The organism is Nocardia sp. CDC153, from assembly GCF_035818515.1.
In the GTDB taxonomy this organism is placed as follows: domain Bacteria; phylum Actinomycetota; class Actinomycetes; order Mycobacteriales; family Mycobacteriaceae; genus Nocardia.
On record NZ_JAYKYU010000007.1, the window covers coordinates 303,838 to 330,281 of the forward strand.

The following is a 26,444-nucleotide window of genomic DNA, read 5'->3' on the forward strand; positions in this document are numbered from 1 at the left end:
TTCGTTCGCCTTCTTCGGGAATCAGCTAGCGGTGGTGTGCCCGACCGAAGCATCGCAGGCCGGGGGCACGCGGTTACGGTGATCTCATGGCGAATTCCGCGAAGACCAGCACCGACCGGCCGACCGCGTTGATCACCGGGGCCAGTCGCGGGCTCGGTGCGGCGATCGCGCGGGAGCTGGCGCCCACGCATCGACTGCTGCTGGGCGCGCGCACGCCGGCGGCTCTGGAGCAGATCCTGCGTGAGCTGCCGGGCACTGCCGGGTGGCCGGTCGATCTCACCGACTACGCGGCGGTGGCGCGCGCGGTCGAGGGAATCGAACGGCTGGAGGTACTGGTCCACAATGCCGGAATCGCCGACCTGGGAACGATAGCCGATTCCTCGGTTGCGCAGTGGCGGAATACGTTGGAAGCCAACCTGATCGCCGTCGCCGAGTTGACCAGACTGTTGCTGCCCGCGCTGCGCGCCGCCAATGGCCATGTGGTGCTGATCAATTCGGGTGCGGGACTGCGCGCCAATCCGGGCTGGGGAGTGTACGCGGCGAGCAAGTTCGGACTGCGCGCCTTCGGCGACGCGCTGCGGCTCGAGGAACCGGCGTTGCGGGTGACCTCGGTGCATCCCGGGCGCATCGACACCGACATGCAGCGCGCGATCATCGCGGGGGAGGGTCGCGAGTACGATCCGCGCGAATTCCTCACGGCCGAAACGGTGGCCGCCGCGGTGCGCCACGCGGTGCAGACCCCGCGCGACGCGCATCCCACCGAAATCGTGCTCCGACCGATCGCACGCTGAGAGCAGCCTTAATTTCTCCACTGAATTCGAATCATTTCGCACAGATTTCGTGCCGAGTTCACTGCATCTCGATATAACTGATGAGCCTGCGAGGGAGGTAGGACCAACTCTCGGGAACTCTCAGGGGGCTCCGCCCCCCGAACCCCCGGGAGCACAAGTGATATTCGGAGTGCACGAAAACAATGGATCGACGACAGCTGCTCGCGTTTCTCGTGGCGGGCACTGCAACAGCTCTGACCGGCTGCTCTACGGATAAGAGCTCCCTCCCGCACAAGGTCACCCCCCGGATCAGCGGTCCGGTGCCGACCTCGACCACCTCGGCCGCCGCGAAGGCCGCATTGCCGACGCCGCCGGGCGGGGCCAAGTCCGCCATTCCGGCCGGGACCATCACCGCGCTGCCCGGCAAGGGCAGCAATTTGGCGCTGACCGTCGATGACGGCGCGAGCTCCGAAGTGGTCGGCGCGTATATCAAATTCGCGAAGGACACCGGGGCGCGATTCACCTTCTTCGTCACCGCGAATTACGACTCCTGGACCGCGCACCGTGCCGAGCTGCGGCCGCTGGTGGAGTCCGGGCAGGTTCAGCTGGGCAATCACACCTGGGACCATCCGGATCTGGTGAAGTTGTCCGCGGCCGAGGTGTCCGCGCAGCTGAGCAAGGCAAAGACCTTCCTGCACAACAACTTCGGCGTGGACGGCACCCCGTATTTCCGGCCCCCGTACGGCAGCCACAATGCTACGGTCGACAAGGTGGCAGCCGATCTCGGTTACACCGTCCCCACCATGTGGTACGGCTCGCTGTCCGACTCCGGCGTCATTACCGAGGACTACCTGATCGAGTGCGCGCGAAAGTATTTCAACGCGCAGGCCATCGTGATCGGGCACGCCAACCATCCCCCCGTCACGCACTGCTACGGCCAATTGGTCGACATCATTCGCGAGCGCAACCTGTCGCTGGTGACGCTCAATGACGTCCTGGTGTCGCCCACGTAGCCGGGTTCGGTTGGGGGAGCGGAAGTTTCCGGCACCGGTGCCGGAGTGAGGGAATGAGGTTCGACATGGACAGACGACGGCTGCTGACAATGCTGGCGGCGGGCACGGCCGCCACCCTGCTGGGCACCGGCGAGGCACGCGCCGACTTCCCCTTCGACACCGGCTCCTCCGGAATAGTCCCGCAGATACCCGGGGTGCCCCAGATACTGCAGCCCAACTTCGGCCCCAAGACTCCCATCGGGCCGGGCACCATCAGCGCGCTGCCGGGTGAGGGAAACCATATGGCGCTCACCATCGATGACGGTGCCAGCTCCGAAACCATCGGTGGCTTCATCGATTTCGCGCGCAATACCGGCGCGCGGCTCACCTTCTTCGTGACCGCCTACTACCCCGGCTGGCTGGACCACCGGGATGTGCTGCGGCCCTTGGTCGATTCCGGTCAGATTCAGCTGGGCAATCACACCTGGGACCATCCGGACCTGACCCGGCTCTCGGGCGGCGCGATCGCCGATCAGCTCAACCGCTGCAAGGACTTCCTCTGGAACCAGTACGGCGTGGACGGCACCCCCTTCTATCGCCCGCCCTACGGTCGGCACAACGGCGCTGTGGACGCGGTGGCAGCCGACTGCGGCTACACGATTCCGACCATGTGGTACGGCAGTTTGAGCGACACCAATACGGTGATCAACGAGGGCATGCTGTTGGACGCGGCGCGGCAGTGGTTCCGCGCGCAGTCCATTGTCATCGGCCACGCCAACCGGCCCACCGTCACCCACATCTACGACCAGCTCATGGATATCGTGCGCGAACGCAACCTGCAGTTGGTCACGCTCAACGACGTGCTGGCCACGTAACCGTCGCGGCCGCGCGAATCAGGCTGTGAAGACCGCGGATTCGCGCAGCCGGTGCAGGCGCAGGGCGAGCTGGATCTCCAGGGCGCGGTCGGGATGCTGCCAGCCCTCGCCGAGCAGTCCGGTGATGCGCTCGAGCCGCTGCGTCACCGTATTCACGTGCACGTGCAGCTGTTTGGCGCTGCCGCTGAGGCTGCACCCGCTGGCGAAGTACGCCTCCAGGGTGTGGACGAGCTCGGTGCGGCGACGGCGATCGTATTCGGCCACGGGCCCGAGGGTCTTGTCCAGGAATCCGGGCGCGTCCGCGTCGCCGCTGATCAACAGCCCCACGAAGCCGAGATTCGCGGCGCTGGCACAGGATCCGGTGCGGCCCAGGGCGTGCAGCACCCGCACACAGCGCAGCGCCTCGCGGTAGGCGGCCTCCGCGTCGCCGGGCAGTTCCACCGGTCCCGCACCCGCGATGGTGGCGCGCGCGCCGAGCGCGGCGGTCAGCTCCCGACCCACCTGGTCGGCAGTGGCGGTGGGGTCCGCGCCGGGCAGCAGCAGCACGGTGTGCTCGCCCCGGGTGGCCGCGAGTCCGTGCTGTGACATGCCGTAACCCGTTGTCCAGGTGGCCATTCGACGATGGTCGCCGTGGTCGACGACGACCAGCACCTGGGGTCGGCCCAGATCGATGCCCAAGAGCGCGGCCCGATTGGTCAGCGTCTCCCGGTCCGCGACCCGCCCGGCCAGCAGATCGTCGAGCAGTTCCCCGCGCACCCGGCCCTCGGCCTCGGCAATGCTGCGGCGGAACAGCAACAGCAGCGCGGTGACCAGTGCCGCGCGCTCGAGAATGCGTTGATCCGAGGACGAGAGCGGTTCCGGATGGTGCAGCACCAGCGTGCACAGCGGCTCGCTGCCCGCGCCGCCGGGTGCGGCCCACAGTTCCTTCAGCTGCGCGGTGCGCCCGAGTTGGGCTGCCGTGGCCGCGATCTCACCCAGTAGCGCGTCCTCGTCGAGCCGATCGGCGGGCTCGCCGTCCGGTGCGCCGACCGCGCCGATCCGGCGTCCGTCGGCGTCGAGCACCAGCAGCGCGCCGCCGAGAATGTCCGCGGCCACGGCGGCCACATCGTCCACGCCGCCGCCGCGCACCACCACGTCGGTCATGCGGTCGTGGGCCTGCGCGGCCCGCTCCACGGTGTTGTAGTGGTCGTGCATGGCCTCGTTGGCGGCCCGCAATTCGGCCAGCGCCGTGCGGGTTTCGGTGAGCAGCCGGGCCGAGTCCAGGGCGATGGTAGCGTGCGCGGCCAGTGAGGACAGCAGCGCGATCTCCTCGGGCGCGTAGGGCCGGGCGTCGCGATGCGAGGCGAACAGCACCCCGATCACCCGCTCGCCCAGCTTCATCGGGACCCCGAGAATGGCCACGATGCCCTCGTCGCGCACCGCGTCGTCGATCTCGGCGGTGTGGTGAAATCGCTGGTCCGCGAAGTAGTCCGGGGTGCAGTAGGGCATGCCGGTCTGCTGGACCAGGCCGCCCAGTCCCGCGCCCATCGGCAATCGACAGGCGCGGAAGGCCGGTGAGCCGGAGCCGTCGGTGACCCGCATGTAGGTGTCCCCGCGCGCCGGATCGGGCAGCGTCATATAGGCGATGTCCGAGCGCAGCAGCCGCCGGGCGCGGTGCACGATGGCGCGCAGGACCGCGTCCACCTCGCGCAGTCCGGCCAGATCGCTGGCGGTGTCGAACAGCGCCGCCAATTCGGCCTCGCGCCGGGCGCGGCGTTCCAGCAGGGCCCGCACCCGCAGCGCCGACAGCTTGGCCGCCTCCAGCGCGGCCACCTCGGCGGCGGACGCCCCGGCGGCCCGCGCCTCCAGCACCGGCGCCTCGAACTCGACGGCCGGGGCTTCCCGCTCGAGCAACTCCAGGAAGACCTCACCGCTCATGGCGAGCCATTGTGGTCCAACTGCCCACGGCGCGGGCGTGTTTCAGGTGTGGACTTCCCACATAGTGGTTGCCCGAAGCATCCATTCGATCCACATGAGGTGACCTCCGACACATTCGCGGCCGGAAATGTGGGTGGCAGCCACCTGGCCGCGGCCCGGCCCCGCTGAACAGACTTTCCGGCATTTCCGCTCGAGAGGGAGCACGATGCCACCAGCACCCAGCCGGACGCACATCGCCACCGTGACGGCCATCGTCGTGGTGGCGGGAGCCATGACCGTCGGGCACGCGGCCGCCACCCCGGGCTGTTCCGCGCCCGTGGTTCTCGGCGCGCAGTTCCAGATCGCCTCGTGCCTGGACGATCTGACCACCGCGGGCACGGTCGCCACCGGACACACCGTGCCCGCCGACTGGGCCGGACTGCATCCGGCCGGGGCGCGCAATCCGAGCGGCGTGCCCGGCACGCAGATCGACGGCTACTTCCCCGACAACTCCACCACCAACACCAATAATGGGTGGAACCACGACAGCCAGTTCGTGATTCGGCTGCCCGAGCACTGGAACGGCGGCCTGGTGGTGACCGGCTCGCCGGGCAATCGGCGGCAGTACGCCAATGACTTCGTCATCTCCGACTGGGTGCTGGCGCAGGGTTATGCCTTCGCCGCCACCGACAAGGGCAATACCGGTGCGGATTTCTTTCGTGACGATGTCGCGCCCGGCGACGCCATGGCCGAATGGAACAGCCGCGTCACGGAATTGACCGTCGCGGCGCAGGCCACCGTCGCGCAGCGCTACGGACGACCGCCCGCGCACACGTATATGGCGGGGCTATCCAATGGCGGGTATCTGGTGCGCTGGCAGTTGGAGAACGCGCCGTGGCTCTACGACGGCGGGGTCGACTGGGAGGGAGCCCTGTGGACGGATGTGGACAACTTGCTCGCGGTCCTTCCGCGGGCCATCGCGAATTACCCGGAGTCACAGTCGAATCCGGCGGCACGCGACGCGATCGTGGCGGCGGGCTTCGACGCTGAGTCCCAGCCGCTGTGGGAGTACCACGACAAGACGTACTGGGAGCTGACCCAGCGCATCTACCGCCAGGAGTTCGATCCGACGTACGTGGGGGCGGACGCCGACTACGACTACGCCTCGCGTCCCCGGGCCGTGCACGACGCCGTGGCGCGCATAGCGCTGACCGGCCGAATCCAACGGCCGCTCCTCACCATTCACGGCACCCTCGACACCCTGCTGCCCATCGGCCGTGACTCCGACGTCTACGCCGCCATGATTCGCGACCAGGGCCGCGCGGACCTGCACCGGTACTACCGCATCGAAGGCGGCAATCACGTCGACGGCCTCTACGACATCCATCCCGCCCTGCTGCGGCCCCTGCTGCCCTGCTTCCACGCCGCCTTCGCCGCGCTCGAATCCTGGACGGCCGCAGGCCAACCGCCGCCGCCGAACGCGACCGTGCCCCGAACCGACGCCGGTGATCCGGCCAACAGCTGTGCCCTGGGCGACTGAGCCCCACCCCCGAGGAATCCCGATGAAATTTGGTAATGCCCTGTCCGCCTTGGCCATAGCGGCCGGTCTGGCGGCAGCCACCGCGACCGTGGTGACCGCCGCGGTGCCGAGTCCCACGCCGGATACGCTGCGCGGCTACAACATCAGCGGCACCTACGTCTCCGGCGTCTCGTCGGGCGGCTACATGGCCAATCAGCTGCACGTCGCCTACTCGGGCGTCTTCGCCGGTGCGGGCATCTTCACCGCCGGTCCCTACCGCTGCGCCGGGGATTTCGACAACGCGGTGCGGGCACAGAATTCCTGCATGCAGAACGTGGCCTATCCGGGCCGTGCGACGCCGGCGCAATTGGAGTCGCAGACAAAGGATTTGGCGAGCCAGGGCAAGGTCGATCCGGTGTCGAACCTGTCCGGAGCGCCGGTCTACCTCTACCACGGCACCAGCGACAACACCGTGGTGCAGGCCGTCAACGACGATCTCGCGACCTACTATTCGGACTTCGGCGCGAACGTCACCTACAACAAGGCCAGCGCGGCCGGGCACTCCTGGGTCAGCCCGCTCGGGCCGGTGAACTGCTCGGACACCACCTCGCCGTTCATCAACAACTGCGACAACGATCCCGAGAAGGAGATGCTCGCCAAGTTCTTCGGCAGTGTCAGCGCCCCGGCCTCCACCCTGAACGGCAAGCTGATCCAGTTCGACCAGAACGCCTACGCGCCCGGCGGCAGCGCGAGCGCCATCAGCATGGACGACAAGGGATTCGCCTACGTTCCGCAGTCCTGCGCGGGCGGTACGAGTTGCCGGTTGCTGGTCGCCCTGCACGGCTGCAAGCAGGGCTACGACTACCAGTCCTTCGGCGACACCTTCATGAAGGACGCCTACCTCAACGAGTACGCCGACACCAACAACATGATCGTGCTGTACCCGCAGGCGATTCCGCTGAGCAACGGCAACCCGAACGGCTGCTGGAACTGGTGGGGCTTCAGCGGCGACGCGAACTACGCCTGGCACGGCGGCAAGCAGATCGAGGCCATCATGGCCATGGTGCGCAAGATCAGTGGCGGTGCGACGCCCCCGACCTCCACCACCACGGTCCCGCCCACCACGACCACGACCGTGCCGCCCACGACCACCACGACCGTGCCCCCGACGACCACCACGACCACGCCCGCCCCGACCTGCGTGACCGCCAGCAACTACGCGCATGTGCAAGCCGGTCGAGCCCATCAATCGATGGGGACCGCCTACGCCAACGGGTCGAATCAGAACCTCGGCCTCTGGAACACCTTCGTGACGAGCACGATCAAGGAAACCAGTCCGGGCTACTGGGAAAAGTGCTGAGGTAACCCAACTCTCGGGGACTCTCAGGGGGCTTCGCCCCCCGAACCCCCGCACATGAATCGGCCCGGTGCGTGTACACGCACCGGGCCGATATCGTTCCAGCGCTAGGCGACGATGTTCACCAGTCGGCCCGGCACCACGATGATCTTGCGGGGCGCCTTGCCGCCCAGCAGTTCCGCGATCCTCTCCTCCGCCAGGGCGGCGGCCTCGACCGCGGCCTGATCGGCGTCGGCCGGGACGCTGACGCGGGCGCGGACCTTGCCGTTGACCTGGATCGGGTACTCGACCGAATCCGCCACCAGCAGTGCGGGATCCGCGACCGGGAAGGGGCCATGGGCCAGGGCGGTGGTGTGGCCCAGCCGTTCCCACAGTTCCTCGGCCACGTGCGGGGACATCGGGGCCAGCATCAGGACCAACGGCTCGACCAGCGACCGCGGCGCGCCGTCGCCGTAGTTCTTGGTCAGGTAGTTGGTCAGCTCGATCAGCTTCGCGCCCGCGGTATTGTCGCGCAGGTTGGCGTAGTCGTCGTCGACACCGGCGATCGTCTTGTGCAGCAGGCGCAATGCCTCACCCGAGGGCTCCGCGTCGGTGACCTTGACCGCGCCGGTCTCCTCGTCCACCACCAGTCGCCACACGCGCTGCAGGAAGCGGTGCGCGCCCACGACGTCCTTGGTGGCCCACGGGCGCGAGGTGTCCAGCGGACCCATCGACATCTCGTAGAAGCGGAAGGTGTCCGCGCCGTACAGATCGCACATCTCGTCGGGGGAGATGGCGTTCTTCAGCGACTTGCCGATCTTGCCGTACTCCTGGAAGACCTCCTCCTCCACGCCGGAGGCATTGGTCCAGAAGAACTTTCCGTCCCGCTCCACGATCTCGGCGGCGGGCACGTACGCCCCGCGCGCGTCGGTATAGGCGAAGGCCTGGATGTAGCCCTGGTTGAACAGGCGGCGGTACGGCTCGGAGCCGGACACCTCACCCAGGTCGAACAGCACCTTCTGCCAGAACCGCGCGTACAGCAGGTGCAGCACCGCGTGCTCGACACCGCCGACGTACAGGTCCACGCCGCCCGGATCCTTGGGGCCGTGCTCGGCCGGGCGCGGGCCCAACCAGTACTGCTCGTTCTCCGGCGCGCAGAAGACCTTGTCGTTGGTCGGATCCGCGTAGCGCAGCTGGTACCAGGAGCTGCCCGCCCAGTTGGGCATGACATTGGTGTCGCGGCGGTACATCTTCGGGCCGTCGCCCAGATCCAGTTCCACGTGCACCCAGTCGGTGGCCTTGGCCAGCGGCGGGGACGGCTCGGAGTCGGCGTCGTCCGGGTCGAAGGTGACCGGGGCGAAGTCGTCGATCTCCGGAAGTTGCACGGGCAGCATGGATTCCGGCAGCGCGTGCGGCGCGCCGTCCTCGTCGTAGACGATGGGGAACGGCTCGCCCCAGTAGCGCTGGCGGGCGAACAGCCAGTCGCGCAGCTTGTACTGGACGGTGCCCTTGCCGTGGCCGTCGGCCTCCAGCTGGGCGATCACGGTGGCCTTGGCGGTCTCGATGTCCAGGCCGTCCAGGTAACCGGAGTTCACCATGGTGCCCTCGCCGGTGTACACGGCCTGCGAGACATCCCCGCCCGCGACGACCTCCACGATGGGCAGGCCGAAGGCGGAGGCGAATTCCCAGTCCCGGGCGTCGTGGCCGGGGACGGCCATGATCGCGCCGGTGCCGTAGCCGCTCAGCACGTAGTCGGCGATGAAGATCGGCACGCGCGCGCCGTTGACCGGGTTGGTGGCGTAGGTGCCCAGGAAGACGCCGGTCTTCTCCTTGTTCTCCTGACGCTCCAGATCCGACTTGGCCGCGATCGACTTGCGGTACGCGGCAACGGCTTCCACCGGGGTGTCGGCGCCGCCGAAGGTCCAGCGGGCGTCGGTGCCCGAGGGCCAGGACGCGCCGGTCAGCTTGTCGACCAGGTCGTGCTCGGGGGCCAGCACCACGTAGGTCGCGCCGAACAGGGTGTCGGGGCGGGTGGTGAACACCTCGATCAGATCCGAGCCGGCCTCGAACTTGACCTGCGCGCCCCGCGAGCGGCCGATCCAGTTGCGCTGCATGGACTTCACGTTCTCCGGCCAGTCCAGCTCGTCCAGGTCGTCGACCAGGCGATCGGAGTAGGCGGTGATGCGCATCATCCACTGCCACAGGCGCTTACGGAACACCGGGAAGTTGCCGCGCTCGGAGCGGCCGTCCGCGGTGACCTCCTCGTTGGACAGCACGGTGCCCAGACCCGGGCACCAGTTGACCATCGAATCGGTCTGGTAGACCAGGCGATAGGAGTCGATCAGGGCATTGCGCTCGGCCGGGGTGCGCTCGGCCCAGGAGCGGCCCTCCACGGGATTGCGCTTGCCGGTCTCGAATTCGGTGATCAGCTCGTCGATCGGGCGCGCCTTGCCCAGGCCCTCGTCGTACCAGGCGTTGTAGATGCGCAGGAAGATCCACTGCGTCCAGCGGTAGTACTCGGGATCGGTGGTGGCGAAGGTGCGCCGCCGGTCGTGGCCCAGGCCCAGCCGGTCCAGCTGGCGCTGCATGGTCGCGATGTTCGACATGGTGGTGTCGCGCGGGTGCGCGCCGGTCTGCACGGCGTACTGCTCGGCGGGCAGACCGAAGGCGTCATAACCCAGGGCGTGCAGCACATTCCGGCCGTGCATGCGGTGGTAGCGGGCGAACACATCGGTGGCGATATAGCCCAGCGGGTGCCCGACGTGCAGGCCCGCGCCCGACGGGTACGGGAACATGTCCTGGATGAACAGCTTGTCGGCCGGGGTCTCGCCCTGCAGCGGGCCGACCGGGTTGGGCGCGAAGAAGGTGCCGCGCTCCTGCCAGTTGCGCTGCCATTTCTTCTCGACACGCCCGGCGAGGTCGGCGTTGTAGCGGTGTGCGGGAACGTCGCCGCCCCCAGCCGCGGTCGCGGTGGGTGTTTCGGTTGCACGAGGGTCCTGCACGGTCCTGCCTTCTTTGTCGAGCCGTTCCCCGATAAGGTCGCCCACCAGCGTAAAACGTGGCCTACCCCAGGCCCAAAAAGGGTAGGGGTACCGTTTAGCGGGTGTTCGTCGTAGCGCTGATCCTCTTTGTCTTCGCGGCTGTGGCCGTGGTCACGGGCGTGCTCGGGTTCACCGGCACCCTGCCCGGCAATCGGTACTTCGGGGTGCACTCCGAGGCCGCGGTGAAATCCGAGGCGGCCTTCAAGCTGGCCAACAAGGTGGCCGCGCCGACCTCGATCGTGGCCGGACTGCTGCTCGCGGCGGCCGGAATGGTCGCCCTGGTGGCGGGTGGGATTCCGGCATTGATCATCGCGGTGGTGGCCGTGGTGATCTCGCTCTTCACCCTCGGCGCGGGTGCCGCGGCCGCCGAGAAGGCGCTCGCCACCGCGTTCCCGGAGGAGAAGGTCGGCGGCTGCGGCAGTGCCTGCGGCGCGTGCTCGCTGCGCGACGCCTGCGAAACCCCGGCCAGCTGAGTCAGTTCGCGAGGGTCGTTCGGGTCGCGAGGGTGCGGCGCATCCAGATGTGCGGGATGCCCGCGTCCATGCCGATCTCCCCGTACGCCTGGTAGCCGAGCTTCTCGTAGAAGCCGCGGGCATGGGTCTGCGAATGCAGTTCGACCGAGCCGAGTCCGCGCTCGCCCGCCCGCTCCTCGATGGCGCGCACCAGGGCGACGCCGAGCCCGGTGCCGCGGGTCTCCGCGAGCACCGCGAGACGGCCGAGCACACCGACACCGTCCCGCACGATCAGTCGTCCGGCCCCGACCGGCCTACCGTCGAGCCGCGCCAGGAAATGATCGGCGACCTCGTCGAGTTCATCGATCTCGATTTCCGGGGGCACGCCCTGCTCATCCACGAACACCTTCATGCGCACGGCGTAGGCGTCGGCGAGCTCCTGCTCGGTACCGACGGTGACGACCTCGATCATGGGACCAGCATGCCCCAGTGTCGGAGATCACTTGCCGAGGGTTCGTCGGTGCCACCGCAATCGGGAGCGCACACCACGTTTGGGGGCCGGGCCCAGGCCGAGATCGCGGGCGAAGGCCGCCGCGTCGTCGGCGGTGGTGGTCTTCGGCCGGGTCCGCGCCCACTCGACATAGCGCTCGGTGAACTCCGGCCCGAGGGCGTGGACCAGGAACGGGAACCGCCGCCGCACCTCGTCGGCGCGCTTGTGCAGCAGGCCGTGCGCGGTGGCCGCGAGATCGTCCGGGTCGAAGCCCGCGGGCGGACCCGCCCCGGCCACCAGCGCCCGGATGACGGCGGCCTGCCGCTGCGCCAGTGTCCCGTGTTGCCCCAATGTCCCGGCGGCCCGGTCGGATTCGGCGCTCACGCCGGAATCGATTCGGTGCGCTGGGTGACGGGCGGGCGGCCGGAGGCGGTGGCGATGGCGTTCAGTTCGGCGACGAGTTCGGTTGCGGGCGGGTAGTTTCCGTCCCGCTCGAGCATGAGGGGGACCGGGCGGCCCGGCGCGAATTCGGCCACCAGCGCCAGGACCTCGGCCGGAATGGGGTGGACGTGGGTGTCGATGTAGCGGCCGCCGGATTCGTGGCCGCCCGCGATATGGCAGTAGGCCAGGCGCTCGGTGGGCAGGCGCAGCAGTTCGGTCAGCGGGTCACGAGCGGTATTGCGGGCGTTGGCGTACACGTTCGCGATGTCGAGCAGCAGGTAGACGCCCGTGCGCTCGACCAGTTCCTGCAGGAACTCGGCCTCGGTGTATTCGGCGTCGGGCCATTCGAACAGGGCCGCGATGTTCTCCACCGCGAGCGGCACGTCGAGGCTGCGCATGACCCGGAAGATATTGTGCTCCAGCACATCCAGTGCCTCGCGGGTGCGGGGGAGCGGCAGCAGGTGCCCGGCCTCGAGTCCGCCCGCCCGCACGAAGGCGATGTGCTCGCTCACCAGCGGCGCGCCGAGCGCGCGCGCCGACTCGGCCAGCTGCGTGATCCGCCCGTCGTCCACGCCTTCCGCGCTGCCGAGCGACAATGAAATGCCGTGGGGCACGGCCGGAATGCCGCGACGCACCAGTTCGGCGAGTTCCTCGGGCACGGTGACGGCCGCGCGCGTGCGCGGCCGAGAGTCCTTGGGCGGCCGAGAAACCTTGGCCGCCAGGGATTCCGCGATGACCTCGCAGAATCCAATGCCCTCCAGACCCGCGAGGATGCCGCAGATCTCGCGCCGCCAGCCGATCCCCAGCGCTCCGGCCGGGAGTGGTGAGCCGTTCATCCGCCGCAGCCTCCCCCACACCCGCTGCCGCAACTGCTGCCGCAGCTGGACCCGCCGCTGTCTCCTCCGCCGCCGCTGTCGCCGGTGCTGCAAGTGGATCCGGATCCGCAACTGCTGCCGCCGCCACCGCCACCGCCCGCCGCGATCTCCGCGGCACCGGCGAGCGCCGGATCGAGGGTCCACAGCACCAGGCCGCCGTAGAGCGCGACGGCCAGCGCGGCACTGTCGGGGCCATAGGCGGAATAGGCCGGGGCATTGGCCGGGCGCAGATGCCGGTTGCCCGCCGTGGCGTTCGCGAGGGCGTCGCGACCGCGCTGTGTCAGCCGTGTGGGCCGCCCGACCGCCCAGGTCAGGAGGGCCACCACGATCATGGCGAAGACCAGGAAGCCCACCGGACGGCCGCTGGACGCGAACAGCCGGGCGATGCCCAGTGCCAGCACCGCGAGCAGCGGAACCCTGGCCATCCACAGCGCTTTTCGCTGCTTGTCGCCGAACAGGTAGCCGCGCGCGGTGAGACTGTCGCGCAGGCCCCGCACCGCCGTGCCGGTCGCGGTCACCATGTCGCGCACGCGCCGCCGGTCGCTGCCGAGCAGATGCGCGTACAGCGTGCCGGAGATCGGATCCAGGTGGCGCTGTTCGGAATCGGTGGGTGTGCGCACCGGTTTGCCGCTGGAGTCGATGATCTGGTGGCCGCGCAATTGCGCGAGCCCGGCCAGCACCGGTCGCCGGTCGTCGACCAGCATGGCGGTCTCGCTGGGCCGCAGCGGACCCGCGGGCGGCCAGGCCGGATCCACGGCGCGCAGGACGGCGGCCCGCCGGGCGTACCCGAGGCCCACCGCCAGCGCGGCGGCGATCACGTAGCAGAGCATGAACACTGGGCCCGAGATCCCCCAGGTCTCGGGTGCGGCCGTGGCCGCTGCGGTCCACTGGACCATGGCGATTCCCCTCGCGAATCGTCGAAAATTTGTCGATCACCACCAGTATCGCGGTTGCGCGGGTGCCGCGTTATCCCGAGAAATTTGGGTGTTTAGCCTGGTTCGGTGCGATTCCTCAGCAAGTTCTATATCGACGGATTCATCCTGGGGATCCTTGCGATGGTCCTGCTGGCCAGTGTTTTCCCGGCCCGCGGCGAGGCCGCCGACGTCGTGAGCTGGCTGACGAAGATTGCCATCGCCTTGCTGTTCCTGCTGTACGGCACCCGGCTCTCGCCGCAGGAGGCGATCGCGGGGCTCAAGCACTGGCGGCTGCACCTGACCGTGTTGGCCTGCACCTTCGTGCTCTTCCCGGTGCTCGGCCTGGCCGCGCGGCTGCTGGTGCCGCACGTCCTGACCAGCGACCTCTACACCGGCGTGCTGTTCCTGTGCCTGGTGCCGTCCACCGTGCAGTCCTCGATCGCCTTCACCTCGATCGCCAAGGGCAATGTGGCGGGCGCGATCGTGAGCGCCACGGTGTCGAACCTGTTGGGCGTCTTCCTGACTCCGGCCCTGGTGATCGCGTTGATGAACACCACCGGGCAGGCCAAGGTCGATCCCTCGGCGGTCGTCGACATCGTGCTGCAGCTGCTGGTCCCGTTCTTCATCGGCCAGCTGCTGCGCCCGAAGGTCAAGGGCTTCTTGTCGCGCTACGCCGAGCCGACCAAGCTGGTGGATCGCGGATCCATCCTGCTGGTGGTCTACAGCGCCTTCAGTGCGGGCATGGTGGAGGGCATCTGGCATGCCATGTCGCCGTGGCGGATTCTGCTGCTGGCCGTGGTGTGCTGCGCCGTCCTGGCCATCGTGCTGGCGGCCACCGGATTCCTCGGCGAGGCGCTGCGTTTCGATCGCGCCGACCGGATCGTGGTGGTGTTCTGCGGCTCCAAGAAGAGCCTGGCCACCGGACTACCCATGGCGACGGTGCTGTTCGAGGGTCATCCGGTGGGCCTGATCGTGTTGCCGCTCATGATGTTCCACCAGATTCAGCTGATCACGTGCGCGGCCCTCGCCGGGAGGTGGGCTCGTATCGCGCAGTCAGCGTGAGCAGGCGGCTGTCCTCGCGCCGCAGCGAACGCATGCCCGCGGTGGGCCGGTCGGCCAACGCGTGCAGCACGGCCCGATCGGCCGCCGGATCACCGACCGCGATGCGGGCGCTGCCGTCCGGATAGCGTTTGGCCACGATCCCGGCGCGGGCCAGCGCGGGCGCGATATCGCGGCCGGGCAGGTAGAGGAAATTGGCGCTGGATCGGGGCACCCGAATGCCGCCGCGCCGCAACTCGGCCCGCAGCAGCTCGCGTTCGGTGGTGATGCGCAGAATCCGTTCGCCCAGTTCGGCTTCCGCCGCATAGGACGCGCGCACCGCCGCCACCGCGGTGGCGGGCACCCCGAACGGCAACTGCAGCCGGTGCACCCGACGCACCAGCTCGGGCGCGCCGAAGGCGTAGCCGATGCGCAGCCCGGCCAGGCCGTAGGCCTTGGAGAAGGTGCGCAGCACCAGGACATTGGGGTGGCGACGGATCAGTTCGAGGGTGTCGAGACCGTCGGCCGCGCCGAGGAATTCGACGTAGGCCTCATCCAGTACCACCGGCACCCGGACCGGAATCGAGTACAGGAACGCCTTGAGCTCACTGGCCGCCACCACGGTCCCGGTCGGATTGTGCGGACGGCAGATCGCGATCAGCCCGGTGCGCTCGTCCACCGCGCGCGCCATGCCCCACAGGTCCTGGCGGCCGTGCGGATCCAGCGGCACCGCCACCGACCGCAGGCCGATCATGTTCGCCATGATCGGATAGCCGTCGAAAGTCGGTGCGGCGTAGACGAATCCGGCCCCGGCGCGGGGCAGGGTCTGCATGATCTGCATGGCCACCCCGGTCGCGCCCGAACCCACCACCACCTGATCGGCGTCCACGCCGAGGTGATCGGCGATCACCTGCGGCAGTCGCTTGGGCAGGAACTCCGGGTAGCGGTTGGCCTTGTCCATGCAGTCCTCGAGCGCGTCGACGACCGAAGGCAGTGGGGGAAAGGGATTCTCGCTCAGACTCAGGTCGTAGCGCAGGGTGGGCGCGCCGCGGGATTCGAGCGCGCCCGACGGTTCGCCCGTCTCATTGGCGCGCAGGCCCGTCGGCCAGCGCACCGGCGCCACCATCCGCGGCGCGGGGCGGCCGCTGTCCCCCGCGCCCCCGGCGGTCATCGCGCCGCCCCCCAGCGCACGGCCGCCGCCCCCGCGAAATCCCCGGCGTGCGCGAACGCCGCCATCAGCACCACCGATCCATTGCGCAGGCGCCCGGCCCGGTTCTCGGTGTCCAGGGTGACCGGAATGCCCGCGGCGAACAGGTTTCCGCAGCTGTCGAAGGTGTCCGGATGCCGCTCGGGCGGCAGTTCCATGGCCTCGTTCCAGTTGCGCAGAAACAGCCGGTTGGGCTGGTTGGTCACGAAGGTGTCGATATCGCGGGACTTCACCCCGATGCGCTGGCACACCGCCTGCGCCACCTCCGGCACCAGCCGATTGCCACGCGTCATCACCTTGGCCACCTTGGATTCGGTGAAGGTGACGCAGCCCTGGCCCTCACCGGGCTCCCAGTACTTGCGGTCGCCATTGGTGCTGAATTCCATGTCGCCCGCGAACTCCGGATAGGTCCGGCATTCGATATCGAGGATGGGCGCGGCATTGTTCTTCACCAGCAGCCCGACGCCGCAGCCGTCGCCGGGCACGGGGGCCTGCGCGAGCCCGCGAATATCGGGCTGAGTGAACACCGGTCCCGCGCAGTTCTGGGCGCAGGCGATGAGCGCGGTGCGCGCCTCGGTGGTCTGCAGGATCATGCGGGCCATCCACATCATGTGGATGAAGGCGGCACAACCGCCATTGTGGATGTCGAACACCCAGCGCGGCTTCATGTCCAGCCGCCGCGCCACCTCCGGTCCGGCCCCCATGACCGGATTGTCGGGCAGCTGGGTGTGGGTGAGCAGCACGTCGATGTTCGAGATTTCCTGTGCCCCATGGCGATCGGTGAGCGGGGCGACCGCACGCTCGATCATGTCCACGGCGGTCTCGTCGCGGGCCACGTGATGGCGGCCCTTGGGCGCGCGGAACATGACGTTCTTGGCCATGCGATCCGAGCGGGAGAACTGGGTGAAGTATTCGGTGCCGACCGGCTCACCCGGTAGATAACCGGCCACATCGACCAGGCTGACAGGCGGCGTCCCCAAAGAGGGTTCGGTGAAATCCATGACCGTACAACTCATTCCATCCAGGCGGGCTTGATCGGCAGGCCGTGCGACGCGCGATATTCGGCGATGGCCTTGAGGTTGTCGAGCTCCAATTGGTGCCCGGCGGAGAACATCTCCCAGAAGTCACCCACCCACACCTTGCGCTTGTCCGGCGCGGTGTCCTTATAGGGGTTCTTGTCGTAGAACGGGTGGTGGCAGTTCGTCCACAGCACCACCGAGCCCGGCTTGTCGAACACCACCTGGGCATCGACCACCCGCATCAGATAGACCATCCACAGGTGCTCGCCCTGATCCCAGGCGCAGTGGTAATCCACCGTCATGGCATCGGGATTGGCGACGGTGCGGGTGTAGATCTTGGTGCTGTCGCCCAACCGGTCGTAGGAGACCCACAGGCCCGGCTCGTCGGTCTCGGTGAAACCCCGCAGGCTGTAGGTCCACTCCTCCAGGCACCGGGTATCGGCGAGGTACTCGTACAGCTCCCGGGGCGGGGCCTCGATATAGCCCTGGACCGGGCAGTAGTCGCCGAAGATCTGGTCGTGCGGATACACCGACCGCAGCATGTCCAGGATGATCGGAGTGGTGGCGTCGCGATCGGAATTCTCGATGCGCAGAATGCCGGGGACGGCTTCGGGGATGTCGCTGAGGGCGGGCAGGGCGCTGGTGGTCACGGGTTACCTCCTGGGGGGCGTCAGGAACGGTGTGAACGGCGGGATTTCGTCGGGGTCACAGTCGACGCTGACGAACGAGGGCCCCGGTCGATCGGCGCAGTGCCGCAGCGCCGCGTCGAGCTCGGCCAGGGACTCCGGTGCGTGGGCGCACAGATCCGGGAACATGGCGGCCATGCCCGCGCCCGGATACGCGGGACGAAAACGGTTGAAGCTGTAGCGGTCTCCGTAGTACAGCTGCTCTCGGGTGATGCACATGGCGTGTGCGTTGTTGTTGAAAACGATGAAGGTGATCGGCAGCTCGTGCTCGATGGCGGTGTGAATTTCCATGCCGTGCATGAAGAACGCGCCGTCACCGGCGATCACGTAGGTACGGCGGACGCTCCCGTCGGGGCGGCGGTGACGGGCGAAGGCCGACCCGATACCGGCCCCGAACGCGTAGCCCATCCCGCCCATGCCGAGCGCGACCGTGAACCGCCCGTGCCGGGGCAGGCGCAGGTGATGCACCACGGCCGCACCGGTATTGCCCGCGTCGGCGAAGACGTCGGCACCCGCGGGCAGCGCCGCGTTGATGGTCTCGACCACCTCCCGGTAGCGCAGTCCCGGACCGTCAGAGGGCGGCACCGAGAGCGAGGTCAGCGGCGGCTCGTGCGGAGCGCGCGGCCGCAGGGGAATCACCTCGCGCTCGGGATCGCCCGCGGTGGAACCCAATTCGCCGATCAGTTCGGCGAGGGTCTTGGCCAGATCGTTGCTCTGCGCGTGGCGGGCGGGCAGAAAGGGCGGCATCACACCGATGCTCGCCAGCGGCACCGCGCCGAGGGCGTCCTCCATCCCGGCCCGCGCGGTGACCGGCATGCGGGTGCCGACCAGCAGGCACAGCGCCGCCCCGCGCAGGGCGTCGAGGAGTTCTGGATTGCCCATGCTGCCCGAGACGCCGCAGAAGCCCGGATCCGCCTGGTGGTACACGTCTTTGGCGTCCGGCGCGACACCGACCGCCGCGTCCAGGATGGCCGCGAATCGGGCCAGTTCGGCGCGCGCGTCATCACGGGCCACCTGATCCCCGGCGATGATCACGACCTTGCCGGTGGCCCGTGCGCCGCGCACGATGTGCAATACCCGCCACAGATTTTCGATATCGCGTCGATAGGCGTGCGTGGGCGGCACGAAGTCCGGTGCGACCAGCTCGGCCTGCTGAATGTCCTTGGGCAGCAACAACACCGCGGGTCCGCCGCGCCGGGCCGCGGCGGCGGCGTGGGTGAGGTGAGCGGGCAGGTCGGCGGGCGACTCGACGCGCGCACAGTAGTGCGAGATCGGCGTGAACAGCGCGACCGCGTCGAAGGAACCGGCCTGCCCACTCGAGTCCTGGAACGCGCCCTTGCCCTCCAGGACCGTCGGGGGCTGCCCGACCAACGCCAGCACGGGAACCCGGGAGGCGTGGGACTCGGCCAACCCGGCGACGAGATTCACGGCGCCGCCGCCGGAGGTCGCGCACACGACGCCGAGCCCGGAGGTGGAGCGGGCGTACCCGTCGGCCATGGTGGCGGCGGCGAACTCGTGCTTGGCGACCACGGCGGTGAGCAGGTCGCGATGATCGAAGGCCGCGTCGTACAGATCTTCGATATTCGCTCCGTCGACACCGAAGACGTGCCGGACGCCCAGGGCCGAAACCGCCTTGACCAGGTGATCGACGACCCGTTTACCGCTGTGCATGGGCGCTTCCTTTCGGTGGTGGCCACCGGTGCCCGAGTACCCTCAATCGGGATACGAATGCGAGTCGTGAGCGGTTCAATATCGCTTTTTCGCGACCGGGCTTGCCGTGTACGTATACATCTACGTATAGTTGGGGGCATGCCGAACAAGACGATTTACGTATCCGATGACGACCTGAAGCTGTTTCAGCGCGCGCAGGAACTGGTGGGGGGCAATCTGTCGGGCGCGATCGTGACGGCGTTGCGGCGCTTCATCGAGCTCGAGGAGGGCCGCCAACAGGGCTACGACGAGGTGGTCCTGAAGGTGGGCAAGGACGGCGTCCGGCAGGTCCGGTTCTCCGGTCAGCTGCTCACCCACTGGCACCAGATGGCCAACGAGCGCATCGAGGACATCCGGGTGTACCGCACCCGCAAAGGCGCGTATGCGGTACACAGCCACTTCTCCAACTGGTCGGAGTTCCCGACCGACACCAACGTCCTCAAGGACTGGCGGCAGTGGCGTCGCTTTCTCGGTCTGGGCGAACAGGATTGGGGTGACTTCACCCTCGAGGTCTTCGACACCATCGACGATCTGAAGGGCAAGATTCCCGACACCCTCTACGCCCGCGTCGTGGACGCGACCCAGCACCCGCAGGTCGAGGACCTCGATATCTAGCCGAAAAACCCTGTCACACAACTGAACAGCGCGACTCGAACACTTTGGCCGCGAGCCTCGGCGGCCACGGCCTGGATGACGCATGCATTCATGGCTATTCATTGATGAAAGAGAGGGGCGTCATGAACCAGCCCGGATCGGCGGCCATCGCGGTCACCGGCCTCCGCAAATCCTTCGGCGAGCACGTCGTGCTCGACCGCATCGACTTCACCGTTCCCGAGGGCAGTGTCTTCTCGCTGCTCGGCCCCAATGGCGCGGGCAAGACCACCACCGTCGAGATCCTGTCCACCCTGAAGCGCGCCGACGGCGGCGAAATCTCGGTCGGCGGTTACGATCCCGGCACCCAGGCCGACGGCGTGCGGTCGGTCATCGGCGTCACCGGTCAGTTCTCCGCGGTCGACGAGCTGCTCACCGGGCGCGAGAACCTGCTGCTCATGGGCGATCTGCACCATCTGCCGCGCGGCGAGAACCGCCGGATCGCGGCCGAACTGCTGGCCACCTTCGATCTCGAGGAGGCCGCGGACAAGGTCGCCTCCAGCTACTCCGGCGGCATGACCCGCCGCCTGGATCTGGCCATGACCCTGGTCGGCGATCCGCGCATCATCTTCCTCGACGAGCCCACGGTCGGGCTGGATCCGCGCAGCCGCCGCGCCATGTGGGACGTCATCCGGCGACTGACCGCCCGCGGCGTCACCATCTTCCTCACCACCCAGTACCTGGAGGAGGCCGATCAGCTGGCCGACCGCATCGCGGTCCTGCACCAGGGGCAGCTGGTCGCCGAGGGCACCGCCGATCAGCTCAAGCGCCTGGTGCCGGGCGGCTACATCCGCCTGGACTTCGGCCAGCGCGACGAATTCGAGGCCGCCGCACGGCTTTTCGGTGACGCGGCCCGGGTCAACGGGGATCTCACCCTGGCCATTCCCAGCGATGGCGCGGTGCGTTCGGTGCGCGAGGTGCTCGATCGGCTGGATGCGGGCCGGGTCGAACCGGCGGGCCTGTCCGTGCACACCCCCGACCTCGACGATGTCTTCCTCGCCCTCACCGGTGGGCATGCTGCGGAGCAGGAGGTCTCCAAATGACCACGATGAGTACGTCTTTCGCCGATTCCAAGACCATGCTGCGCCGGAATCTGGTGCACGCCAAGCGGTATCCCGGCATGAGCTTCGCCCTGATCATCATGCCGGTGTTTCTGCTGCTGCTGTTCAACTACGTCTTCGGCGGCGCGCTGAAATCCTCGACCGGCGGCAAGTACATCGACTACCTGACCCCGGGCATGATGCTCATCATTCCGGCGTACATGGTCGCGGGCGTGGCGGTCGGCATGGCCACCGATATGACCAAGGGCATCATCAATCGCTTTCGCACCATGCACTTCTCGCACGCCTCGGTGCTGACCGGGCAGGTGGTGGGCACCCTCATCCAGGGCATGCTGGGTGTGACCGCCATGACGCTCACGGCGCTGGCCATCGGGTTCCGCCCGCACGCCAATGTGCTGGAATGGCTGGCCGCCTTCGGCCTCATCGCGCTGACGGTGTTCGCATTGAACTGGCTCGGTGTCGGTTTCGGCCTGATCGCCCAGACGCCCGAGAGCGCCTCCAATATGCCGACGCCGATTCTGTTCCTGCCCTTCCTCGGCAGCGGGCTGGTGCCCACCGACACCATGCCCGCCGGGGTCAAGCAGTTCGCCGAGTACCAGCCCTTCACGCCCATCACCGAAACCCTGCGCGGGCTGCTGATGGGCGGTCCGATCGGGCACAACGGGATTCTCGCGGTGGGCTGGTGCGTGGTGATCGGGGTGGCCGGATACCTCTGGTCCACCACGACCTTCCGCCGCAAGACCCGATAGCGGTCAGATACCCGCCGCGAGAAGGACTTTCCCGGACATATTGCGGATCTCGACCGTCTTGAGCTGCTCCGGCGACACCGACGTGGTGCCGTCCGGAGTCAGCGTCTGTCCGGGCTTGACCGTCCACTCGGCGAGCTTGGACTGCACGCCGTCGTCGCGGGTCACCCACATCGACAGTGTCCACATGTAGGACAGATCGTCCTTGTCGGCGGGCGGCGGGTACTGGCACCACATGTCGACCCGGGTCTGGCCATTGATGGTGACCACCTTGAAGGTGGCCTGAATCGGGGTGTCGGTCTGCGGCTTCAGCGGTCCCTGCGCCACCACCTGCTGCACCAGGGCCGGGCTCTCCTCGCGGGCGACGTTCGCGGTCACCGGGACCGCGATCATCACCGCCGCGGCCGCCGTCGCCACGGGTCCGCCGATCGTCCACCATCGCCCCCGGCGCCGCCGTTTGGCGGCCTGGGCCGCCAGCGTCGGCAGTAGTCGCTCGGGCGGTGGCGGCACGGTTTCGGGGGGATCCTCCTGCGCCGCGATCGACAGCGCGGTGTCGGTGTCCACCAGGGCCAGCAGGCCGGGCAGCCCCGCCAATTTCCCCACCGCGGCGCGGCACGCATCGCATCCGGACAGATGTTCCTCGTACTCGCGGCGGTCGTCCCGGGCGAGAGCGCCGAGCACATACGCGCCGTCCCACGTGGTGTAGCCATCGCACAGCTCATGGCCCTCGGTCATCTCGTCACCCCCATCTCCTGAAGCACCAATCGCAATGCCCGCATGCCGTAGTGCATGCGGGACTTGACCGTGCCCTCGGGAATCTCCAGCTCCTCCGAGATCTGGTGGGTGGAAAGCCCCCGGTAGTAGGCACGGACGATGACGTCGCGGTGATCGATGCTCAGCCGCGCCAGCGCGTCGGCCACCAGCCACCCGTCCAGGGCCCTATCCGTTTTGTCGGGTTCGGGAACCTCCGGCGGGTGATCGGTGCGGAACTCGCGCCGACTTCGCGCGCTGCGATGTTCGTCCACGGCCAGATTACGTGCCACCGTGAACAGCCAGGCCCGCGCCGAGCTCGTCGACTGATCCAGCACATTGGGCCGTTGCCAGGCACGCAGCAGCGTCTCCTGCACAATGTCCTCGGCCCGCCCCGGATCCCCGACCAGCCCGTAGGTGTAGCGCCACAATGCCGCGGCGTGCTCCTCATAGAGCGCGCGCAGTAAAGCGGCCTGGTCCTCCGGCATCGCTCACCTCCGCATCGATCACGACACAGACGTCCCGACGGTTCAGTTTGTTCGCGCGCCGGTCAATTTCGTTCGAGCTCGATGGGGTGCGTGGCCAGCAGCGAGAGCGGGAGGGGCTGGCGGCGCAGGACCTGGGCCCACAGGTCGCCGCGGCCCGCGAGGGGGTCGGTGGGCAGGGCGGACAGGACGATCCAATCGCCGCGGTCCAGTTCGCCTTCCAGCTGGCCGAAGGTCCACCCGGCATAGCCAGCGAAGACGCGCACGCCCTCGACCAGGCCTTCGATCTGCTCCGGATCGGAGTCGAGATCGATGAGTGCGACGCGGCCGTCGACGCGCCGCACCCCGGATAGCCCGGCGATGGACGCGCCCACCTTGATGGTGGCCAGGCACAGTGCCGCATCGCGTTTCACGGGGCCGCCGATGAAGAGGGCGCGGGGCGCGGCGGCCAGTTCCGACCAGTTGGGGAGAACGTCGTGCAGGGCGGTGTCGCTGGGTTTGTTGAGGACCACGCCCCAGGTGCCGCCGTCATTGTGTTCGAGGATGTAGACCACGGACCGCCGAAAGGACGGCTCGACGAGATCGGTTGCGGACACCAGGAGCGTGCCGGGGCGAACTACCTGGTCCTCGTGCCGGAATTCGCGTCGAGAACGGTCACCGTGTTCCTCTGCGCGTGCCACCCCGCCATCATCGCACTGAGACAGGGTAATTGCGTTGCTTAATTTGCTGGTTACCCATTTGTGCCGTGGCGGGGTCGCCCGGAGCCGGAAAAACTTGTCCCGCATACCTTGCGGTTGGTAGCTAGGGTGGGCGCTATGGAACGTCCCGAGGTGCTCCTCGAGAACAGCGACGCCGTCTACGACTTCTATCACGACCACCGGCAGAACCTGTTGCAGGCGCGGGCGGCCTACTGGCTGTTGGGACGACGCTACCGGCCGCGGGTGGACTACGCCCCGGGGGCCCGGGAAAGCCTGCGGGAGTTCATCTCCCAGGGCCGTCCGCTGCTCATCGCGGTGAATCACCTCTCGCAGCTGGATCCCTATACGGTCGCCGCCGCGGCCTGGCGCAGTGACCTGCGGCCGGTCATCGGGCGGACGCGGGTGCTGGCCAAGGACGAACTGTTCCTCGAACCCAAGCTGCGCGCACGCATCGACATGATGGGCGGCATTCCGGTCTTCCGCGGCAAGGACCACGGGTTGCGGGCGGTGAACGCGGCCGGGCAGCGCATGATCGACATCTGCGCCGAGCGCATGGCGCGCGGTGACGGGGTGGCGGTGTTCCCCGAGGGCACCTGCAACGACGTGGACCCCACGCAGGTGCAGGCGGTGGGAACCGGTATCGGGCACATCGCTTTCCGGGCCAAGAAGCTCGGCGCGCGGCCGGTGCTGGTGAGTCTGGGGCTGAGCTACGGCCCGCGCCCGGATCCCAGGGTGGAGCCGACCAAGGAGGAAGCGCGTTCGGCCAGTTTCTATTTCGGGGTGCCGGTGGCGGAGCTGCCGACCAAGCCCGCCGAGATCACGCGGGTGGTGCGCGACGAACTGCAGACCGCGCTCGACGGCGCGGTGAAGGCGTACTGAAGGGGGCTCAGCCCTGGGGTAGGTTCAACCGTTCTCTCGACCAGTGCGGCACCAAAGCCAGGTATTCCGGCCGGGATTCGACGAAGTGATGCACCATCGGGCACATGGGCAGAATCCCGTACCCCTCGTCCCGGGTCTGATCCAACGCGCCCTGCACGAGCTTGCGCCCGTAGCCGAGCCCCTCGAATTGGGGATAGATCTCGGTGTGCACGAAGGCGCGCTCATTGGCGGTGTCCTGGTAGGCGGCGACACCGGCGAGGTATCCGTCGACGAACAACTCGAACCGATCCAAAGCGTCGTTCTTGCGGACCTCGATCGACTGACTCGACATGGGCACGACGTTAGTGCGCGCGACGCGCCTATTTGTCCGAATACGAGAAGGGTGGCCTCGGGCGTGTCGTTTGCCACACCCATGATCAGAATGGAGGGGTGACGAACCCACCGCCGCGCCGGGTGTTGTTGGCCCCGGACAAGTTCAAGGGCTCCCTCACCGCCGCGCAGGTGGCGGCCGCGCTGGCGGCGGGCATCACCCGCGCCGCCCCCGACACCCGGGTCCGGCAGCTGCCGATCGCCGACGGCGGGGACGGGACCGTCGACGCCTTCGTGGCCGCGGGCTGGGAGCGGGTGGAGGTCGAGAGCTACGGCCCCACCCTCGCACCGGTGACCACCTCCTACGCCCTGCGCGGACCGACGGCGGTGGTGGAGCTGGCGGCGGTGAGCGGACTCGCGAGACTGCCCGGCGGACAATTCGATCCGCTGCACGCCAGCACCTACGGTGTGGGGGACGTGATCGGGGACGCCCTGGACCGGGGCGCGCGCGATATCGTGCTCGGGCTCGGCGGGAGCGCCTCCACCGATGGCGGCGCGGGCCTGTTGCAGGCCCTGGGCCTGCGGATCCTCGACGTGGACGGCAAGGAATTGCCCTGCGGCGGCGCGGCACTCGCGCGCGCGGTGCACGTGGACCGCAGCGATCTGCATCCGGGCCTGGCCGATTCGAAGGTGACGCTGGCCAGCGATGTGGACAATCCGCTACTCGGACCGAACGGCGCGGCCGCCGTCTACGCCCCGCAGAAGGGCGCGAATCCCGAGCAGGTCGCCACTCTCGAAGCGGCACTGAAGAATTGGGCCGCCGTGCTGGGTCCCGAATGGGCCGACAAGCCGGGCGCGGGCGCGGCGGGCGGCACCGGATTCGGCGCGCTCGCGGTCCTGGGCGCGCGCATGCGCTCGGGCATCGACCTGATTCTCGACCTCATCGACTTCCGGGCGCAGGTGGCCGACGCGGATCTGGTGGTCACCGGTGAGGGCTCCCTGGACCGACAGAGCCTGTCCGGCAAGGCGCCCATCGGGGTCGGCGACGCGGCGCGGGCGGCCGGGGTGCCGGTGATCGCGGTCTCGGGCCGCATCCAGCTCACCCCGGAGCAGGTGCGCGCCGCCGGATTCGCCGACGCCTACGCGCTGTCGGATCTGGAGCCCGATCCGGCCCGCAGCATGGCCGACGCCGCCGCGCTGCTGACGCGCGTCGGTGCGCGAATCGCCGAAAGTATGGGGTGAATCAGCTGGCCGGGGTGAGGGCGCGACCGAGAATCCGGTCGCGATTGCGGTCGCCCCACTCCTCGAGCGGGCGGAGTGCCGCGCTCAGCTCCCAGCCCAGCTCGGTGAGCGAATACTCCACGCGCGGCGGGATTTCCGGGTAGATCTCGCGGTGCACGACACCGCTGGCCTCCATTTGGCGCAGGTTCTCGGCGAGCACCTTCTCGCTGACCCCGGTGAGCAGGCGGCGGATCTGCCCGAACCGCTGCGGGCCCTCGGCCAGCACCCACATCAGGTGCATCTTCCACTTGCCGCCGACCACGTCGATGGCCACGGACATGCCGCACCGCGTGTTATCCACGTCACCCTCGGTACTCATCGCG

At 68.4% G+C, this 26,444-nt stretch carries 27 protein-coding genes; 12 read left to right on the top strand and 15 right to left on the bottom strand.

Going from position 1 to position 26,444, the window contains the following annotated elements:
* The first annotated feature begins 86 nt into the window (after window positions 1-86).
* The 3 genes from VMT65_RS34595 to VMT65_RS34605 all read left to right on the top strand — a co-directional run bounded on the left by VMT65_RS34595 (window position 87) and on the right by VMT65_RS34605 (window position 2,637).
* Window positions 87-791, top strand: a complete 705-nt coding sequence (locus VMT65_RS34595; RefSeq protein ID WP_326312874.1) for an SDR family oxidoreductase — start codon at window positions 87-89, stop codon at window positions 789-791.
* Window positions 792-973: 182 nt separating this feature from the next.
* Window positions 974-1,783 (top strand): polysaccharide deacetylase family protein, encoded by an 810-nt coding sequence (locus VMT65_RS34600; RefSeq protein WP_326312875.1) that lies wholly within the window; start codon window positions 974-976, stop codon window positions 1,781-1,783.
* Window positions 1,784-1,848: 65 nt separating this feature from the next.
* Entirely contained in the window at window positions 1,849-2,637 is a 789-nt protein-coding gene (locus VMT65_RS34605; RefSeq protein ID WP_326312876.1) for a polysaccharide deacetylase family protein, read from the top strand.
* A gap of 18 nt (window positions 2,638-2,655) precedes the next feature.
* Here VMT65_RS34605 and VMT65_RS34610 read toward each other — a convergent pair whose 3' ends face one another.
* Window positions 2,656-4,554: a helix-turn-helix domain-containing protein gene (locus VMT65_RS34610; RefSeq protein WP_326312877.1), complete on the bottom strand. Its 1,899-nt coding sequence runs from the start codon at window positions 4,552-4,554 to the stop codon at window positions 2,656-2,658.
* 205 nt (window positions 4,555-4,759) lie between these two features.
* Between VMT65_RS34610 and VMT65_RS34615 the strand changes: the two genes are divergently transcribed.
* Together VMT65_RS34615 and VMT65_RS34620 are read left to right on the top strand one after the other, a co-directional pair.
* Window positions 4,760-6,073 (top strand): tannase/feruloyl esterase family alpha/beta hydrolase, encoded by a 1,314-nt coding sequence (locus tag VMT65_RS34615; RefSeq protein ID WP_326312878.1) that lies wholly within the window; start codon window positions 4,760-4,762, stop codon window positions 6,071-6,073.
* 22 nt (window positions 6,074-6,095) lie between these two features.
* Window positions 6,096-7,412 (top strand): extracellular catalytic domain type 2 short-chain-length polyhydroxyalkanoate depolymerase, encoded by a 1,317-nt coding sequence (locus tag VMT65_RS34620; RefSeq protein WP_326312879.1) that lies wholly within the window; start codon window positions 6,096-6,098, stop codon window positions 7,410-7,412.
* Window positions 7,413-7,516: 104 nt separating this feature from the next.
* Here VMT65_RS34620 and leuS read toward each other — a convergent pair whose 3' ends face one another.
* Complete coding sequence (leuS, locus tag VMT65_RS34625) at window positions 7,517-10,390, bottom strand: leucine--tRNA ligase (RefSeq protein ID WP_326312880.1); 2,874 nt, start codon at window positions 10,388-10,390, stop codon at window positions 7,517-7,519.
* A gap of 101 nt (window positions 10,391-10,491) precedes the next feature.
* Here leuS and VMT65_RS34630 point away from each other — a divergent pair, with 101 nt between their 5' ends.
* Window positions 10,492-10,902, top strand: a complete 411-nt coding sequence (locus tag VMT65_RS34630) for an SdpI family protein (RefSeq protein ID WP_326312881.1) — start codon at window positions 10,492-10,494, stop codon at window positions 10,900-10,902.
* 1 nt (window position 10,903) lies between these two features.
* Here the strand turns inward: VMT65_RS34630 and VMT65_RS34635 are convergent, their stop codons facing one another.
* From VMT65_RS34635 to VMT65_RS34650, 4 genes are read right to left on the bottom strand one after another with little or no spacing between them, the layout of a single operon-like run.
* Entirely contained in the window at window positions 10,904-11,353 is a 450-nt protein-coding gene (locus VMT65_RS34635; protein ID WP_326312882.1) for a GNAT family N-acetyltransferase, read from the bottom strand.
* Window positions 11,354-11,380: 27 nt separating this feature from the next.
* Complete coding sequence (locus VMT65_RS34640) at window positions 11,381-11,755, bottom strand: hypothetical protein (protein WP_326312883.1); 375 nt, start codon at window positions 11,753-11,755, stop codon at window positions 11,381-11,383.
* Window positions 11,752-12,648, bottom strand: a complete 897-nt coding sequence (locus VMT65_RS34645) for a DUF692 domain-containing protein (RefSeq protein WP_326312884.1) — start codon at window positions 12,646-12,648, stop codon at window positions 11,752-11,754. The genes VMT65_RS34640 and VMT65_RS34645 overlap by 4 nt, the downstream gene beginning before the upstream one ends.
* A complete protein-coding gene (locus tag VMT65_RS34650; RefSeq protein ID WP_326312885.1) occupies window positions 12,645-13,583 on the bottom strand; it encodes a TIGR04222 domain-containing membrane protein in 939 nt (312 codons plus the stop codon). Before VMT65_RS34650 ends, VMT65_RS34645 begins: the two co-directional genes overlap by 4 nt.
* 105 nt (window positions 13,584-13,688) lie before the next feature.
* Between VMT65_RS34650 and VMT65_RS34655 the strand changes: the two genes are divergently transcribed.
* Entirely contained in the window at window positions 13,689-14,663 is a 975-nt protein-coding gene (locus VMT65_RS34655) for a bile acid:sodium symporter family protein (RefSeq protein WP_326312886.1), read from the top strand.
* Here the strand turns inward: VMT65_RS34655 and VMT65_RS34660 are convergent.
* Genes VMT65_RS34660 through VMT65_RS34675 form a run of 4 tightly spaced genes read right to left on the bottom strand, consistent with a single transcriptional unit; the run spans window position 14,611 to window position 19,222 of the window.
* Window positions 14,611-15,810 (bottom strand): aminotransferase class I/II-fold pyridoxal phosphate-dependent enzyme, encoded by a 1,200-nt coding sequence (locus tag VMT65_RS34660; RefSeq protein ID WP_326312887.1) that lies wholly within the window; start codon window positions 15,808-15,810, stop codon window positions 14,611-14,613. The two genes, VMT65_RS34655 and VMT65_RS34660, sit on opposite strands and share 53 nt — an antisense overlap.
* Entirely contained in the window at window positions 15,807-16,847 is a 1,041-nt protein-coding gene (locus tag VMT65_RS34665; RefSeq protein ID WP_326312888.1) for a 3-oxoacyl-ACP synthase III family protein, read from the bottom strand. The genes VMT65_RS34660 and VMT65_RS34665 overlap by 4 nt, the downstream gene beginning before the upstream one ends.
* A gap of 11 nt (window positions 16,848-16,858) precedes the next feature.
* Window positions 16,859-17,515, bottom strand: coding sequence for an SRPBCC family protein (locus tag VMT65_RS34670; protein ID WP_326312889.1), 657 nt, complete (start codon window positions 17,513-17,515; stop codon window positions 16,859-16,861).
* A gap of 3 nt (window positions 17,516-17,518) precedes the next feature.
* The gene (locus VMT65_RS34675) at window positions 17,519-19,222 is read right to left on the bottom strand and encodes a thiamine pyrophosphate-binding protein (RefSeq protein ID WP_326312890.1); all 1,704 of its coding nucleotides are present in this window, start codon (window positions 19,220-19,222) and stop codon (window positions 17,519-17,521) included.
* A 138-nt stretch (window positions 19,223-19,360) separates the two neighbouring features.
* Between VMT65_RS34675 and VMT65_RS34680 the strand changes: the two genes are divergently transcribed.
* The 3 genes from VMT65_RS34680 (at window position 19,361) to VMT65_RS34690 (ending at window position 21,722) form a co-directional block, all read left to right on the top strand.
* Window positions 19,361-19,876 (top strand): EXLDI protein, encoded by a 516-nt coding sequence (locus tag VMT65_RS34680; RefSeq protein WP_326312891.1) that lies wholly within the window; start codon window positions 19,361-19,363, stop codon window positions 19,874-19,876.
* A 122-nt stretch (window positions 19,877-19,998) separates the two neighbouring features.
* Window positions 19,999-20,955, top strand: coding sequence for an ATP-binding cassette domain-containing protein (locus tag VMT65_RS34685; protein WP_326312892.1), 957 nt, complete (start codon window positions 19,999-20,001; stop codon window positions 20,953-20,955).
* The gene (locus VMT65_RS34690; protein ID WP_326312893.1) at window positions 20,952-21,722 is read left to right on the top strand and encodes an ABC transporter permease; all 771 of its coding nucleotides are present in this window, start codon (window positions 20,952-20,954) and stop codon (window positions 21,720-21,722) included. Before VMT65_RS34685 ends, VMT65_RS34690 begins: the two co-directional genes overlap by 4 nt.
* Window positions 21,723-21,725: 3 nt before the next feature.
* On the opposite strand, the gene VMT65_RS34695 is transcribed toward VMT65_RS34690, so the two are convergent.
* The 3 genes from VMT65_RS34695 to VMT65_RS34705 form a co-directional block, all read right to left on the bottom strand.
* Entirely contained in the window at window positions 21,726-22,454 is a 729-nt protein-coding gene (locus VMT65_RS34695; protein ID WP_326312894.1) for an anti-sigma factor family protein, read from the bottom strand.
* Entirely contained in the window at window positions 22,451-22,957 is a 507-nt protein-coding gene (locus VMT65_RS34700) for a sigma-70 family RNA polymerase sigma factor (RefSeq protein ID WP_157389599.1), read from the bottom strand. The genes VMT65_RS34695 and VMT65_RS34700 overlap by 4 nt, the downstream gene beginning before the upstream one ends.
* A 62-nt stretch (window positions 22,958-23,019) precedes the next feature.
* On the bottom strand, window positions 23,020-23,634 hold the full coding sequence (locus VMT65_RS34705; RefSeq protein ID WP_326312895.1) for a YqgE/AlgH family protein: 615 nt from the start codon (window positions 23,632-23,634) through the stop codon (window positions 23,020-23,022).
* 135 nt (window positions 23,635-23,769) lie between these two features.
* Between VMT65_RS34705 and VMT65_RS34710 the strand changes: the two genes are divergently transcribed.
* Window positions 23,770-24,531, top strand: a complete 762-nt coding sequence (locus VMT65_RS34710) for a lysophospholipid acyltransferase family protein (RefSeq protein ID WP_326312896.1) — start codon at window positions 23,770-23,772, stop codon at window positions 24,529-24,531.
* A 7-nt stretch (window positions 24,532-24,538) separates the two neighbouring features.
* On the opposite strand, the gene VMT65_RS34715 is transcribed toward VMT65_RS34710, so the two are convergent.
* Window positions 24,539-24,862, bottom strand: a complete 324-nt coding sequence (locus tag VMT65_RS34715) for a GNAT family N-acetyltransferase (protein WP_326312897.1) — start codon at window positions 24,860-24,862, stop codon at window positions 24,539-24,541.
* Between the two features lie 98 nt (window positions 24,863-24,960).
* On the opposite strand from VMT65_RS34715, the gene VMT65_RS34720 reads away from it, so the two are divergent.
* The gene (locus VMT65_RS34720) at window positions 24,961-26,082 is read left to right on the top strand and encodes a glycerate kinase (RefSeq protein ID WP_326312898.1); all 1,122 of its coding nucleotides are present in this window, start codon (window positions 24,961-24,963) and stop codon (window positions 26,080-26,082) included.
* A gap of 1 nt (window position 26,083) precedes the next feature.
* Here VMT65_RS34720 and VMT65_RS34725 read toward each other — a convergent pair whose 3' ends face one another.
* On the bottom strand, window positions 26,084-26,440 hold the full coding sequence (locus tag VMT65_RS34725; RefSeq protein ID WP_442790358.1) for a winged helix-turn-helix transcriptional regulator: 357 nt from the start codon (window positions 26,438-26,440) through the stop codon (window positions 26,084-26,086).
* Window positions 26,441-26,444 lie beyond the last annotated feature (4 nt).